This window comes from Halorubrum luteum (assembly GCF_054652935.1).
In genome coordinates this window covers 1186105-1200473 of the sequence record NZ_BAAIGT010000002.1, presented here as the reverse complement: position 1 = coordinate 1200473, position 14369 = coordinate 1186105, and the positions used below count along the sequence as shown (strand labels likewise).

The window sequence follows — 14369 nt, the reverse complement described above, 5'->3', positions numbered from 1 at the left end:
GACGCCCGGTCAGCTATTCGCTTCCGCGAGGAAGTTCCGGATCACCTCGTGGCCGACGGCCGTCAGGACGCTCTCGGGATGGAACTGCACCGCCTCGATCGGGTGTTCGCGGTGGCGGATCCCCATCACGATCGGCTCCCCGTCGTGGTCGGTCGTCGCCGACACCTCGAAGACGTCCGGTACCTCGACCGCGGCGAGCGAGTGGTAGCGCCCCGCCCGGAACCCCTGGTCGAGTCCTCGGAACACGCCCTCTCCGTCGTGGTCGACGGGGTACGCCTTGCCGTGGATCGGCTCCGGCGCGTGACCGACCGTCCCGCCGTACTCGTGGACGGCGGCCTCGAGCCCGAGACAGACGCCCAGCGTCGGCACCTCCGGCGAGAGATCGCGCAAGACGTCCGCGGTGACGCCGACGTCACGTTCGTTTTTCGGGTGGCCGGGACCCGGGCTAATGAGGATCGCGTCCGGACTGATACCGGCGACATCGTCGATCGACGCCGTGTTTTTCACCACGTCGATCTCGACGTCGTCGTCGAACCCCGGTCCCGCGTCGACGCCGATCTCCGACACGTACTCGACGAGGTTGTACGTGAACGAGTCGAAGTTATCGACGATGAGGACCTTCATCGGTCGACCTCCATCCCGGCGGACTTCGCTTGCGCATTCGTGGACTCGTCAGATTCGCCGTCACTCTCACGGATCCGGTCGATCGCGGCCAACACCCCGTCCATCTTGCGTTCGGTCTCCTCGTACTCCGAGGCGGGGTCCGAATCGGCGACGAGCCCGGCACCCGCGCGGACGGTGACAACGTCAGCGTGCTCGTCGAGGTCGTCCGCGTCGGCCGTCCGGATCGTCGCCGTCCGGATCACGATCGCGAAGTCGGCGTCCCCGGTCCACGAGTAGTAGCCGACGCCGCCGCCGTACGCCTCCCGGGGCGTGCGTTCGAGTTCACTGATGATCTCCATCGCGCGCACTTTCGGCGCGCCCGTGAGCGTGCCGGCCGGAAACGTCGCGCGCGTCGCGTCGAACGCGTCGGCGTCGGCCGCCAGCGTTCCGGTGACCGTCGACTCGATGTGCTGGACGTGGCTGTACTTCAGGACGTTCATGAACTCCTCGACGCGGACCGACCCCGGCTCGGACACCCGGCGGACGTCGTTGCGCGCGAGGTCGACGAGCATCGTGTGCTCGGCGCGCTCCTTGGCGTCGGCGAGCATCTCGCCCGCCAGCCGCCGGTCCTCGACCGGACTCTCGCCGCGCGGACAGGTGCCGGCGATCGGGTTCGAGACGACCCGGTTACCCTGCACTGAGACCAGCGTCTCCGGACTCGCGCCGACGATCGTCCGGTCGTCGTGGCGGAGCACGTACATGTACGGCGAGGGGTTCACGTCCCGCAACGCGGCGTACAGCCCCAGCGAATCGATCTCGCCACGGAGCTCACGCGTTCGTGAAATCACACCCTGATAGATGTCGCCGTCGAGGACGTGACGCTTCGCCGCCCGGACCGCCTCCTCGTACTCCGCTCGCGGACCTGCGGTCTCATCGTACTGGCGGAATCCACCCGTTTCGGGCATCTCTCCCCCGCTGTCGGAGAGCGCGTCCGCGACCCGCGCCGCCTCCGTGGCGATCTCGTCGTACACCTCGCCAGCGTCGTCGTCGACGTCGACGACCGGCGTGAACACGAGCTCCACGGTCCCCTCCAACTCGTCGAACACGACCGTCCGTGTCGTCAGCGCGAACTCAGCGTCGGGGAACTCGGTCTCCGGGCGGCCGACGCCGACCTCTTCCAACCAGAGGTCGTACACCGCCTCGTACGCGAGGAAGCCGACGAACCCGCCCGAGAGGGTCTGACGCTCAGTTTCAGGGAATCCGCGGAGGGTCACGTCTGGGAACGCGTCTCGAATGCGGTCGATCACGTCGACCGCGTCCGGTGCAGAGCCGTCGCTCGGGTCGTCGTTGCGTTCCGGCGTGGACTCGTCGCTCGGGTTACCGATCAGCTCCGCCGCCGGACCGAGCCGCTGGATCTCGGTGCGGTCAGGGTGTAACGAGACGATCGCCTCCGGGTCGTAGCCGACGAAGGAGTACCGTGCGTGTTTGTCGGGCTTACCGCCGGCAGTGAACGCCCCGTCCGGATCGCTGGACGCGACCTTCTCGCCGGATTCGAGGAGGAACCCGTACGGGTCGTCGCCCACCAACGTCGCGTACGCCGCAAGCGGTGTCACGTCCGCGTCTATCGACGCCGCCGCGCGAACGACGACCGGTTTCTCCGCGCCAGCCGCGAGGTCGACGAACTCCGAGCGGGAGCGATCGAGACGCGTTTCGGCTTCGTCAGTCGTGGCCGTCTCGGTCGTATCGTCGATTCCGGTCATACGACCTCCATCTCGCGGCCCGCGTTCGCGACGAAGCGGGCGACCGCGTTGTGGTCTTTCCGTCCGCCGGTCAGCTCGACGCCGGAGGCGACGTCGACCGCGAACGGGTCCGCGATCCGCACCGCCTCGGCGACGTTCTCCGCAGTCAACCCCCCAGCGAGTACCACCGGAGACGTGAGCCGGTCCGACAAGGCTCCGGTGGCGGCCCAGTCGTGGGTCTCGCCGGTACCCCCTGCGCCGGACTCCCGCGTCGAATCGACGACCAGCGCGTCGACGACCGTGTCGAGCGCCTCGGCTCGCCCGTGGTCGTCGGCGTCGACCGTACACAACACCTTCACACCCGTCTCCGCGCGCACGTAGCCGATCTCGTCGGCGGTCCACTCGCCGTGGAGCTGGATCGCGTCGGGTTCGGTCGTTCGCACGAGCTCGACCGCCTCTTCCGGGGTGTCGGGCATCGTCACGAGCGTCGACGTGACGAACGGGGGGACGTCGGCGAGCAGCTCGGCGGCCGCCGCACGGTCGACCTCTCGTGGCGTGTCGACCGGCACCTCGGTGATTACGCCGACCGCGTCCGCACCCGCGTCGATCGCCGCACGGAGGTCCGCACCACGGGTCAACCCGCAGATCTTCACCCGCGCCATCAGTCGTCGCCTCCTGCGATCTGCTCGTCGACGTCCGCAGCGTCGGTCTGCGGGCCACACAGTGCGGCGAACTTCTCCGCGGCCGCGCCGGAGTCGATCGCGTTGGCAGCCGTCTCGACGCCTTCGGCCAGGCTCTCGGCTCTCCCGGCGACGTACACCGCCGCGCCGGCGTTCGCGAGGATCAGGTCCCGTTTCGCGCCGACGACGTCTCCCGCGACGATCCCGCGCAGGTCGGCGGCGTTCTCCTCGGGCGTCCCCCCGGCGACGTCGTCGATCGGAGCCCGCTCCAGTCCGAGCTCCTCGGGCGTGATCGTGTACTCGGTCACCGACTCCCCGTCGACCTCCGCGACGACCGTCTCGTCGTGTACGGTGATCTCGTCCATCCCCGACCCGTGGACGACGAGCGCACGCTCGACCGGCATGTGCGCGAGCGACCGAGCGATCTGGCCGACGAGCTCCGGGTCGTACACGCCGAGCACCTGCGCGTTCGCGCCGGCGGGATTGGTGAGCGGACCGAGCACGTTGAACACCGTCCGCATCTCCAGCTCCCGGCGCGGCCCGATGACGGCCTTCATCGCCGGGTGAAACACGGGTGCGAGCATGAACCCGATCCCGTCGGACTCGATCGCGGCCTCGACCCGTTCGGGCTCCGCCTCGATGTCCGCGCCGGCGACCTCCAGCACGTCGGCGCTTCCCGAGGAGGAGGACACCGAGTAGTTGCCGTGTTTCGCGACCGGAACGCCCGCGCCCGCGGCGACGATCGCCGCGGTCGTCGAGACGTTGATCGTGTCGTAGTCGTCGCCGCCGGTGCCGCAGGTGTCGACGAGCAGATCGCGGTCGGGGTCGATGGTCCGTGCCGCGTCACGCATCCCCTGTGCGAACCCCGCGATCTCGGCTTCGGTCTCGCCTTTCGCCCGCAGCGCAGCCAGCAGCGCGCCGATCTGTGCCTCGGTCGCGTCCTCGAACACCAGCCGCGCCGTCTCGCGCGCCTCCTCGACCGTGAGATCCTCCCCATCCGTCACCCGCCGGATCGTTTCTGTGAGACTCATTGTGGACACCAATGTATATCTTCGTCTTGTAATGTACAAGTATGTACACGAATTTAACGCTGTCGCCGCTCCGCTCCGTTCGGACTCGCCTCGGCGTCCCGACGGCGACACGATGATCACCTCGGTCCAGTTGGTCAACGGCGAGATGGGCGTGGCTTCGTGCCCGGCCGGTGGCGCGGTGATCGCACCCTTTTACTCGGTCGGCGAAAACCTGACGCGCATGGAGGTCGGGATCGTGGCGCGCAAGGGGAACCCTCGTGCGGCGTCACTCGCTGCCGACGTACGGGATGCCGTTCGGGAGCGCGGCGTCTCGGTGTGGCTCGATGAGGTGACTGCCGAGTACCTCGACGCGGAGCCGGGCCGGTCGGTGGAGGAACTCGCCGGCTGTGACCTCGTCGTGGCGGTGGGTGGTGACGGAACGTTCCTGTTCGCAGCACGAAACGCCGACGGGACTCCGGTGCTCGGCGTGAACCTCGGCGAGGTCGGCTTTCTGAACGCCGTGCCGCCGGACGACGCGGAGTCGGCCGTGCTTGCGGAGGTCGAACGGTTCCAGGACGGGGGAATGACCGTCCGTGAGGCTCCGCGATTGACTGCGTATGTCGACGGATGGAGCTCCCTGCCGGCCGCAAACGAAATCGTCGTGGGCGGCGAGCGACGCGGCCATGGCGGCGGGATCGACTACGAGCTTCGCGTGAACGACTCGCTGTACTCCGGCGGCCACGCCGACGGCGTCCTGGTGGCGACGCCGACGGGTTCGACGGCGTACAATCTCTCCGAGCGCGGGCCGCTGGTGCATCCGGGAGTGTCGACGCTTATCATCAACGAGATGTGCGCCGAAGGCGGGATGCCTCCCATCGCGGTCGATCCGGACTCGACCGTCACCGTCTCCGTCACGAGCTCCGGCCCGACCGTGGTCGTGAGCGACGGTCGGAACCCTCGCGAGCTGACGGGGGCGGTCGAGATCGATATCCGACGGGCGGAGACGCCGATGCGGATCGCCGGCCCGGAAGCGGACTTCTTCGAGGCGCTCGGTAAACTCTCCTAGTGGGATCGACGCGTCCCGGCCGTGCTCCGGATCGCGTCATCCGCTCTGAACCACGATGACGCCGCCGAGAACGAGCGCCCCGCCCGCCAGGGTGAACCCGGTCACCGGCTCGGCGAACAGGAGCGCGCCGAGAAACACGGTGACCGGCGGCTCAACCGTACTCAAAATCCCCGCTCGACTCGCACCGATCCGCTCGAGCCCGGTAAAGAAGGCGTACACGGGAAGTGCGGTCGCGACGACGGCGATCCCAGCGAGGATCGCCCACGCTGACGGACCGGCAGGAACGACCAGATCGCCGGTAACGGTCGCGATGGCGGCGAACGCGAGACCGGAGGCCGGAAGCACGTGCGCAGCCAGCGTGAGCGGATCGACGCTGTCGAGGACTGCCCGGGAGACGACGATGTACGTCGCGTATGCCAGTGCGGCACCGAGAAGGATGACGACGCCGACCACGGATGCGCCGGCGGGATCCGCACCGACGACGAGGACGATCCCACCGAGCGTGAGCGCGAGCGCGAGCACCGTCCGTCCGCCGATCGACTCGCCGATCCCCACCGCGGCGAGCACGACGACGAAGGCCGGATACGTGTACAACACGATCGCCACCATTCCGGCCGTCATAAACTCCAGACCGAGAAAGTACAGCCCGCTCATCGTCGCGTACCCGAACGTGCCGAGCCCGATGGCGACGAGCAGCGTCCGACCGCGTAACAGGTGGAGCTCCCCTCGCCACGCGAGCACGCCCCACAACAGGAGTGCGGCCGCGAGAAACCGATACATGAGAAGCGTCGGGATCGCGATCCCCGCCTCCTGGGCGTACAGTCCGAAAATGCCGAGCGTCCCGAACCCGACCGCCGACACGAGAACGAGTGCGGCACCGGCCCGGTCGGCCGACCAGCCGATGTCGACCGTCTTCATCCGTCGGGACGGACCGTCTCCTCCGCCCGTCGCAACACCTCCCGAACCGGAAGCCCCGTCGACGAGGCGACTGCGGCTGCATCGTCGTACTCGGCGCTGATGTCGTACACGTCACCCTCCGTCGTCGAGGCGATCTTGACCGCGACTTCGTACGCGTCGCCGTCGACGTCGAGTGTCGCGGTCTCGAAGGTTCGGTCGGCGATCCAGCGGTGGGTGGCCCCGACCTGTCGAACGCCGAGCGTGCCGGTCTCACGCGCGAGACGTTCCGCGACCGTCTCGGCATCGCCCGGCTTGCAGATCACTTTCACGAGATGACCCGGCCGGGATTTCTTCATCGTCATCGGAAGTATCGCGACGTCACGTGCGCCGGCCCGTTTGAGCATCTCCTGGAGACCGCCGAGCTCCTCCGGCGTCGCGTCGTCGAGGTTGGTTTCGAGCACCGCGATATCGTCGTAAGCGAGCTCGCCTCGGTCGCCGTCCGTGCCGGCTCTATGCGGTTCCGCCGGACCCTCGTGTGCGCCGCCGCCGTCGCCGACGACTGCGCGGAGCACGTTCGGATGGCGCTCGAGCGTCGCGTCGCCCGCCCCGTATCCGGTGGCGGTCGGCTGCAACCGGGGTGCGGCGTCGACGCTCTCCGCGACCGTGCCGAGGATCGCCGCGCCGGTCGGGGTCAGGAGCTCCCGCTCGACCGGTCCTCCCACGGTTACGAGCCCGGAGCGCGTCGCGATCTCGGCGACGGCCGGCGTCGGCACGGGATACACGCCGTGGATCATCTCGACGTCGCCGCCGCCGACGGCGACCGGGGTCGTCACGACATGCTCCACGTCGAGCTCGGCGAGAAGCAGGGCCGCGCCGACGACGTCCGCCACCGCGTCGTCGGCCCCGACTTCATGAAACTGCGTGTCGGCAAGCGACGTGCCGTGTACCGAGGCTTCCGCACGGCCGAGCAGCTCGAAGGCGTCGAGCGCGACTGACTCAACCGGCTCCGGCAGGCTCATCGATTCGACCAGCGAGACGACTTCCGTATACGTCCGGTGCGCGCCGACACCCTCCGCATCGTGAGCGTCGTGTGGGTGACTGTGATCGCGGTGGTGATGCGTGCTATCGCGGTGGTGATGCGTGCTATCGCGGTGGTGATGCGTGCTATCGCGGTGGTGATGTGGATCATCGGAACGGTCGTGTCCGTCATCGCCGTCCTCATGTCCGTCATCGCCGTCCTCGTGCGTGTCGTCGCTGTCGCTGTCGATAGTCGATCTCTCCTCGCCGTGTTCCGTCAGGGTCACGTCGACTGTCGTCGCTCGGACGCCGTTCTTTCTCGTCTCTCCGATCTCGTAGCGGACCGGAAGACGGTCCTCGACCGGACCGAGCACGTCCGGATCGGCTCCGGCCGCGATCAGCGCGCCGCAGATCATATCACCGGCCGCACCGGTTCGGCCGTCGAAGACGAGCGTTCGCATGTCGGTAAGCGACGAGCCGAGAGAATAAAGTCCCCGCTACACGCTCCACCTCGGCGGCGGCGAAACGTCGCGCGGACGACGGGGTTTTAAACGCGGCTTTCGTAGCATGGCACATGATGACACACAGCGTCACGATCGGGTTTTCCGCCTCCCGATGCGACGTGGACACCCATCGGAGCAACAGGCTTATCTCCAAACCGGATACAGATACGGCTACCCCCCGCGAGGAAACATGAACGAAGTCCAACTCGAAGTGGCGAAGGCGTACCCGAACGACTCGGGCCGCGGCATCGCCAGACTCGACCCCGACACGCTGTTGCATCTCAAGCTCTCTCCGGGCGACATCATCGAGATCGAGGGCACGGAGACGACCGCCGCCAAGGTGTGGCGGGCGGACCGACAGGACTGGAACACGGATACGGTCCGGATAGACGGATTCACCCGTCAGAACGCCGATGTCGGTATCGGCGAGCGCGTCACGATCCGAAAGGCGGAGGCGGAGACGGCGGACAAGCTCGTGCTGGCTCCGCCCGAGGAAGCCTCGGTGCAGTTCGGCTCCGACGCCGCCGGTATGGTGAAACGACAGATCCTCAAACGACCGGTCGTCGAGCGGGACATCGTTCCGGTGATGTCGTCGACGAACCACCCGTTCATGCGCTCGCCAGGACAGGCGATCCCGCTTATCGCCGTCGAGACCGAGCCGGACGGAGTGTGCCTCGTCACGGAGGACACGGAGGTCGAGCTTCGCGAGGAGCCGATCTCCGGGTTCGAGAAAACCGGCGGTGGCATCACCTACGAGGATATCGGCGGTCTCCAAAACGAGATCCAGCGGGTGCGGGAGATGGTCGAACTCCCGATGAAACATCCGCAGATCTTCTCGAAGCTCGGCATCGAGCCCCCCCAGGGCGTCCTGCTACACGGGCCGCCGGGCACCGGGAAGACGCTGCTCGCGAAGGCGGTCGCCAACGAGACGTCGGCGTCGTTCTTCTCGATCGCGGGCCCGGAGATCATCTCGAAGTACTACGGCGAGTCCGAACAGCAGCTCAGAGAGATCTTCGAGGACGCAAAAGAGGAGTCGCCGTCGATCATCTTCATCGACGAGCTCGACTCGATCGCACCAAAACGCGAGGACGTCACCGGGGAGGTCGAGCGTCGGGTCGTCGCCCAACTGCTGACGATGATGGACGGACTCGAAACCCGCGGACAGGTGATCGTCATCGCCGCGACGAACCGCGTCGACAGCGTCGATCCCGCGCTCCGTCGACCCGGTCGCTTCGACCGCGAGATCGAGATCGCCGTCCCCGACGAGGTCGGACGAAAGGAGATCCTCCAGATCCACACCCGGGGAATGCCGCTGTCCGACGACGTCTCGCTGGACCGTCTCGCAGACGAGACACACGGCTTCGTCGGCGCCGACATCGAGAGCCTCACGAAGGAGGCTGCGATGAAGGCGCTTCGCCGATATCTCCCGGAGATCGACCTCGACGAGGAGGATATCCCACCAAGCCTGATCGACCGGATGATCGTCAAACGCGACGACTTCCGCGGGGCGTTGAGCGAGGTCGAGCCGTCCGCGATGCGGGAAGTGCTCGTCGAACTCCCGAAGATCACGTGGAACGATGTCGGAGGGCTCGAAAGCGCAAAACAGCAGGTTCAAGAGTCCGTGGAGTGGCCGTTAACCTCCCCGGAGAAGTTCGACCGCATGGGCGTTAACGCGCCGAAAGGCGTCCTGTTGTACGGGCCGCCGGGCACCGGCAAGACGTTGATGGCGAAAGCGGTCGCCAACGAGACGAACGCCAACTTCATCTCCGTTCGGGGGCCACAGCTACTCTCGAAGTGGGTCGGCGAGTCCGAGAAGGCGATCCGGCAAACGTTCCGCAAGGCGAGACAGGTGAGCCCGACGATCATCTTCTTCGACGAGCTGGACAGCCTCGCTCCCTCGCGCGGTCAGGATATGGGGAACAACGTCTCCGAGCGCGTCGTCAATCAGCTGCTCACCGAACTCGACGGGCTCGAGGAGATGGGTGACGTGATGGTGATCGGGGCGACGAACCGGCCGGATATGATCGATCCCGCGCTGCTGCGGTCGGGCCGATTCGACCGGCTCGTGATGATCGGACAGCCCGACCAGGAGGGTCGCGAGCAGATCCTCGAGATCCACACCGGCGACACGCCGCTCGCGCCGGACGTGAGTCTCCGTGAAGTCGCCGAAATAACCGACGGTTACGTCGGCTCGGATCTGGAAGGGATCGCACGTGAGGCCGCCATCGAGGCGCTTCGAGACGACGACGATGCCACGGAAGTAGAGATGAAACACTTCCGCCGGGCGATGGAGTCGGTTCGACCGACGATCACCGAGGATATCATGTCCTACTACGAGGATATCGAACGGGAGTTCAAGGGCGGTGCACGCGACGCGCTACGCGACACCGGATCCGGCCGTATCGGCTTCCAGTAGTTGCGGCCGGAGCTGCACGTTCTGACTCCCGGTCGGTTGAACACCCCCTTCCGCACGTTTTAACCACCGGAATCGCCAACGAGGCGTATGGCCCAGCCACGCGTCCCCGGTGGCGACGAGAACGTGCTCGACTTGCCGTGTGGCGAGACGGTCGGTCTCGGGGAGCTTGACCTCGGGATGCGGGAGTACCACTGCGACTGTGGGAGTACACACGCGGTCGTCATGGATGTCCATCCCCCGGACCGATTCCTTCCGGAGTTCCTCGTCGACGTGCTTCGAGAGGCGATAGAGACGACCAGCGAGGAGATGCCGGAGTTCGACACGCCACACCTGCTCGGGATCGCGTTAGAGGAGTATCCGGAAGCCGTCGTAGCACGCGACGCGAGCGATCACGCCGACGTCGGCTACGCGATGGTGTGGGTGACGGAGTTCGACTCGCGTCGGCTTCACGAACTGCTGGTCGAACTCGTCATCGAGCTGATGGAGCATGCCGTGAGCCACGCGGACGACGACGACGCGCTCGCCCGGTTCGAGGATGACATGCTCGCGTTCGACGTGACGGAGTTCGTCGAGGAGTACCGAGCGAACCGTGACCTGGAGATGGACGATCCGTACGGGTGAACGTCACAAACGAGTTTGTCAACGGCGCTGTCGGACGAACGTCTGACTCGTGTCTCACTGAACTCTATATATCCTCGTACCGTGTGTAAGACGTATGCACACCCATGAGTACGAGCGGATCCGCGGTGTGCTCGCCGAGGCCGATGAGCCGTTGACGGCGCGGGAGATTCTCGCCCTGTTGGAAAGCGAGGAGATAGATAGCCCGCACCGTGTTGCAACCGTGTTGGGACGGTGGGCAGATCGTGGCGACGTGGAAGTCATCGCCGATCGTCCGTACCGGTATCGGCTCAACACGTGACCCCCCTACCGTGGGTGTCGGACACGACCGTTGGGTGACGCGTCGACGGACGGAACGAGTGACTTCCACGTCCACGTGCGGGCGGAGAACGGATCGAATTCGCGGTACGTGTCGACATACCTTGCGAAAATCGCAAATCTCCTGCGAGATTCGTACTCTATCGCCGAGTTTATTACGATGAACGTATTCCGTCGGAGTAATGAGCGAGGACCGGACCATTCTGCTCATCGGCAGCGGGCCGATCCAGATCGGGCAAGCGGCTGAGTTCGACTACTCCGGGGCGCAGGCGTGTCGCGCCCTCCAGGAAGAAGGTGCACGGGTCGTCCTGGTGAACTCGAACCCGGCGACGATCATGACCGATCCGGACACCGCCGACCGAGTGTACATCGAACCGATCACCCCCGAAGCGATCGCCGAGGTTATTCGACTTGAGAACCCTGACGGCGTCATCGCCGGACTGGGCGGTCAGACCGGTCTCAACGTCACCGCGGAGCTCGCGGAACAGGGGATTCTCGAGGGGCACGACGTCGACGTGATGGGCACTCCGCTCGACACGATCTACGCGACCGAGGACCGTGATCTCTTTCGCCAGCGCATGGAGAGCATCGGCCAGCCGGTGCCGAAGTCGACAACCATCTCTCTCGACGAGGACGAATCGGTCACTGACTTCGACGAGGAAGCGTTCCGCGACCGTGTTCGCGCCGCGGTCGACAAGGTCGGCGGGCTCCCCGTAATCGCGCGGACGACGTACACGCTCGGTGGCTCCGGCTCCGGCGTCGTCGACGAGTTCGAGGAGCTCGTCGAGCGCGTACGGAAAGGACTCCGCCTCTCGCGGAACAGCGAGGTGCTCGTCACGGAGTCAATCGCCGGATGGGTCGAGCTGGAGTACGAAGTGATGCGAGATGCGGATGACTCCTGTATCATCATCTGCAATATGGAGAACATCGATCCGATGGGGATCCACACCGGCGAGTCGACGGTCGTCACGCCGTCACAGGTGATCCCTGATGACGGGCATCAGGAGATGCGCGACGCCGCACTCGGCGTGATCCGCGAACTCGGGATTCAGGGCGGCTGTAACATCCAGTTTGCGTGGCACGACGACGGAACGCCGGGCGGAGAGTACCGTGTCGTCGAAGTGAACCCCCGAGTGTCTCGGTCCTCGGCACTGGCATCGAAGGCAACCGGGTATCCGATCGCCCGCGTCACCGCGAAAGTCGCGCTCGGAAAGCGACTACACGAGATAGAAAACGAGATCACGGGCGAGACGACCGCCGCATTCGAGCCGGCGATCGACTACGTGGTGACCAAGGTGCCGCGCTGGCCGATCGACAAGTTCGAGGACGTCGACTTCGAGCTCGGGACGGCGATGAAGTCGACCGGCGAAGCGATGTCCATCGGTCGAACGTTCGAGGAGAGCCTGACGAAGGCGCTCCGCTCCTCGGAGTACGACCCGGCTGTGGAGTTCACCGAGGTGTCCGACGAGACACTCGAGACTGAGTACCTCGAACGTCCGAGCCCGGACCGTCCGTACGCGATGTTCGAGGCGTTCGACCGTGGTTACACGGTCGACGACGTCGTCGAGCTCACCGACATCCACCGGTGGTACGTCGAACGGTTCGAGAACGTCGCGGACGCGAGCGCGAAGGCGGCGGCTGGCGAGTTCACGCCCGCTGCGTCTGCGGGTCGAACGAACGCCGAAATCGCCGCGGCCGCGTCAGCGGGCGGGGTCGATGCCGACGTAAGCGACGTGGAAGCCGCCGTCCCGGACCGTACGTTCAAACAGGTCGATACGTGTGCCGGCGAGTTCAAGGCGTCAACGCCGTACTACTACTCGGCGCGACTCCCGGAGTACCTGCAGGGAGCCGACACGGCTGCCGCGGCGAACGAAGTCCGCGTCGACACTGATGTCGAAAGCGTCGTCGTCGTCGGCGGCGGCCCAATCCGTATCGGACAGGGTGTGGAGTTCGACTACTGTGCGGTCCACGCGGTCCGCGCACTTCGTGATATGGGTATCGATGCCCACGTCGTCAACAACAACCCGGAAACGGTTTCGACCGACTACGACACCTCGGACGGTCTGTTCTTCGAACCGATCACTGCCGAGGAGATCGCGGACGTGATCGAGACGACGGGTGCGGACGGCGTGATGGTGCAGTTCGGCGGGCAGACGTCCGTGAACGTCGGCGAGCCGCTAGCCAAGGAGATCGAGCGTCGTGGACTCGACTGTGAGATCATGGGAACGAGCGTCTCGGCGATGGATTTGGCCGAGGACCGCGACCGGTTCAACGTTCTGATGGACGAGATCGGCGTCGCCCAGCCGGAAGGGGGGACGGCGACCAGTCGCGACGAAGCGCTGGATCTGGCCCACCGGATCGGCTATCCCGTGCTCGTCCGCCCCTCCTACGTGCTCGGCGGGCGCGCGATGCGGGTCGTTGAGGACGACGAGGAGCTCGAGCGGTACATCGAGGAGGCGGTTCGCGTCGCACCGGACAAGCCGATCCTCATCGATCAGTTCCTCGCGGACGCGATCGAGCTGGATGTCGACGCGGTCGCCGACGGCGACGATGTCCTCATCGGCGGCGTGATGGAACACGTCGAAAGCGCCGGGGTCCACTCCGGTGACTCCGCGTGTATGATCCCGCCACGGTCGCTCGATGACGACACGCTCGCCCGGGTTCGCGAGGTTACGGAGAACATCGCTCGCGCGCTCGATACCGTCGGTCTGCTGAACGTCCAGCTCGCAGTGACCGGCGTGCACGATCCCGACGAGGATCCCGAGGTGTACGTGTTGGAGGCGAACCCACGCTCCTCGCGAACCGTGCCGTTCGTCTCGAAGGCGACTGGCGTCCCGATCGCGAAGCTGGCGGCGAAGGTGATGACCGACCAGTCGCTCGCGGAGTTGGACGTCGCCGAGCGGATACCAGAACACATTAGCGTCAAGGAGGTCGTGCTCCCGTTCGACCGACTTCCGGGATCCGACCCCCGGCTCGGTCCGGAGATGAAATCGACCGGCGAAGTGATGGGGACGGCCCGCTCGTTCGGCAAGGCGTACGACAAGTCGCAGGACTCGACCGGGAAACCGATCCCGACCTCCGGGACTGCAGTCGTCGACCTCTCGGCGGAGGAGTTCCCCGAACCCGGTACGGAGGCTGGCGAGGCGCTCGTCGACGGATTCTCGGAGCATTTCGCGCTGTCGACGGCAACTGACTTGGTGGAGGCGACCCGGCGCGGCGAGATTGACCTCATCGTCTCCCGGCAGCGCGAGCTGCTCGATGTCGCCGTCGAGGAGGAGATCACCTACTTCTCGACACACGCCAGCGCGAAGGCGGCACTGGAGGCGATCGAGCACGCGGACGACGACCTCGACGTGATGGCCGTCTCCGACCGCCCGCAGCGGGTCGAGAACTGGGGCGAGTAGCGTCGCGCTGACCGGGCGAGTGGGTCTCGTCGATCACGGGTGGCGAACAGGCGGCGCTCGGCGTCCCCACGACGGCTCGCCGCACACCCGCCTCGACC

The 14369-nt window shown here is 66.3% G+C and carries 11 protein-coding genes; 5 read left to right on the top strand and 6 right to left on the bottom strand.

Annotated features, from left to right (window positions below; translation table 11 throughout):
- Positions 1-9 precede the first annotated feature (9 nt).
- Genes trpG through trpD form a run of 4 tightly spaced genes read right to left on the bottom strand, consistent with a single transcriptional unit; the run spans position 10 to position 4053 of the window.
- Positions 10-624, bottom strand: coding sequence for an anthranilate synthase component II (gene trpG / locus ACYQ0R_RS05995; protein ID WP_459821619.1), 615 nt, complete (start codon positions 622-624; stop codon positions 10-12).
- Complete coding sequence (gene trpE / locus ACYQ0R_RS05990) at positions 621-2363, bottom strand: anthranilate synthase component I (RefSeq protein WP_459821617.1); 1743 nt, start codon at positions 2361-2363, stop codon at positions 621-623. The genes trpG and trpE overlap by 4 nt, the downstream gene beginning before the upstream one ends.
- The gene (locus ACYQ0R_RS05985) at positions 2360-3004 is read right to left on the bottom strand and encodes a phosphoribosylanthranilate isomerase (RefSeq protein ID WP_459821615.1); all 645 of its coding nucleotides are present in this window, start codon (positions 3002-3004) and stop codon (positions 2360-2362) included. Before ACYQ0R_RS05985 ends, trpE begins: the two co-directional genes overlap by 4 nt.
- Positions 3004-4053, bottom strand: a complete 1050-nt coding sequence (trpD, locus tag ACYQ0R_RS05980) for an anthranilate phosphoribosyltransferase (protein WP_459821613.1) — start codon at positions 4051-4053, stop codon at positions 3004-3006. Before trpD ends, ACYQ0R_RS05985 begins: the two co-directional genes overlap by 1 nt.
- A gap of 220 nt (positions 4054-4273) precedes the next feature.
- Here trpD and ACYQ0R_RS05975 point away from each other — a divergent pair, with 220 nt between their 5' ends.
- Complete coding sequence (locus ACYQ0R_RS05975; RefSeq protein WP_459825689.1) at positions 4274-5098, top strand: NAD(+)/NADH kinase; 825 nt, start codon at positions 4274-4276, stop codon at positions 5096-5098.
- A gap of 36 nt (positions 5099-5134) precedes the next feature.
- On the opposite strand, the gene ACYQ0R_RS05970 is transcribed toward ACYQ0R_RS05975, so the two are convergent.
- Both ACYQ0R_RS05970 and larC read right to left on the bottom strand, forming a co-directional pair.
- Positions 5135-6016 (bottom strand): DMT family transporter, encoded by an 882-nt coding sequence (locus ACYQ0R_RS05970; RefSeq protein ID WP_459821611.1) that lies wholly within the window; start codon positions 6014-6016, stop codon positions 5135-5137.
- Entirely contained in the window at positions 6013-7473 is a 1461-nt protein-coding gene (gene larC, locus ACYQ0R_RS05965) for a nickel pincer cofactor biosynthesis protein LarC (protein WP_459821609.1), read from the bottom strand. Before larC ends, ACYQ0R_RS05970 begins: the two co-directional genes overlap by 4 nt.
- A 232-nt stretch (positions 7474-7705) precedes the next feature.
- Here larC and ACYQ0R_RS05960 point away from each other — a divergent pair, with 232 nt between their 5' ends.
- The 4 genes from ACYQ0R_RS05960 (at position 7706) to carB (ending at position 14271) form a co-directional block, all read left to right on the top strand.
- A complete protein-coding gene (locus ACYQ0R_RS05960) occupies positions 7706-9931 on the top strand; it encodes a CDC48 family AAA ATPase (protein ID WP_459821607.1) in 2226 nt (741 codons plus the stop codon).
- An 87-nt stretch (positions 9932-10018) separates the two neighbouring features.
- Positions 10019-10552 carry a DUF5815 family protein gene (locus ACYQ0R_RS05955; RefSeq protein WP_459821605.1) on the top strand — a complete coding sequence of 178 codons (534 nt, stop codon included), beginning with the start codon at positions 10019-10021 and terminating at the stop codon, positions 10550-10552.
- Between the two features lie 94 nt (positions 10553-10646).
- Positions 10647-10850: a hypothetical protein gene (locus ACYQ0R_RS05950; protein ID WP_459821603.1), complete on the top strand. Its 204-nt coding sequence runs from the start codon at positions 10647-10649 to the stop codon at positions 10848-10850.
- 199 nt (positions 10851-11049) lie between these two features.
- Positions 11050-14271 (top strand): carbamoyl-phosphate synthase large subunit, encoded by a 3222-nt coding sequence (gene carB / locus ACYQ0R_RS05945; RefSeq protein ID WP_459821601.1) that lies wholly within the window; start codon positions 11050-11052, stop codon positions 14269-14271.
- Positions 14272-14369: the final 98 nt, after the last annotated feature.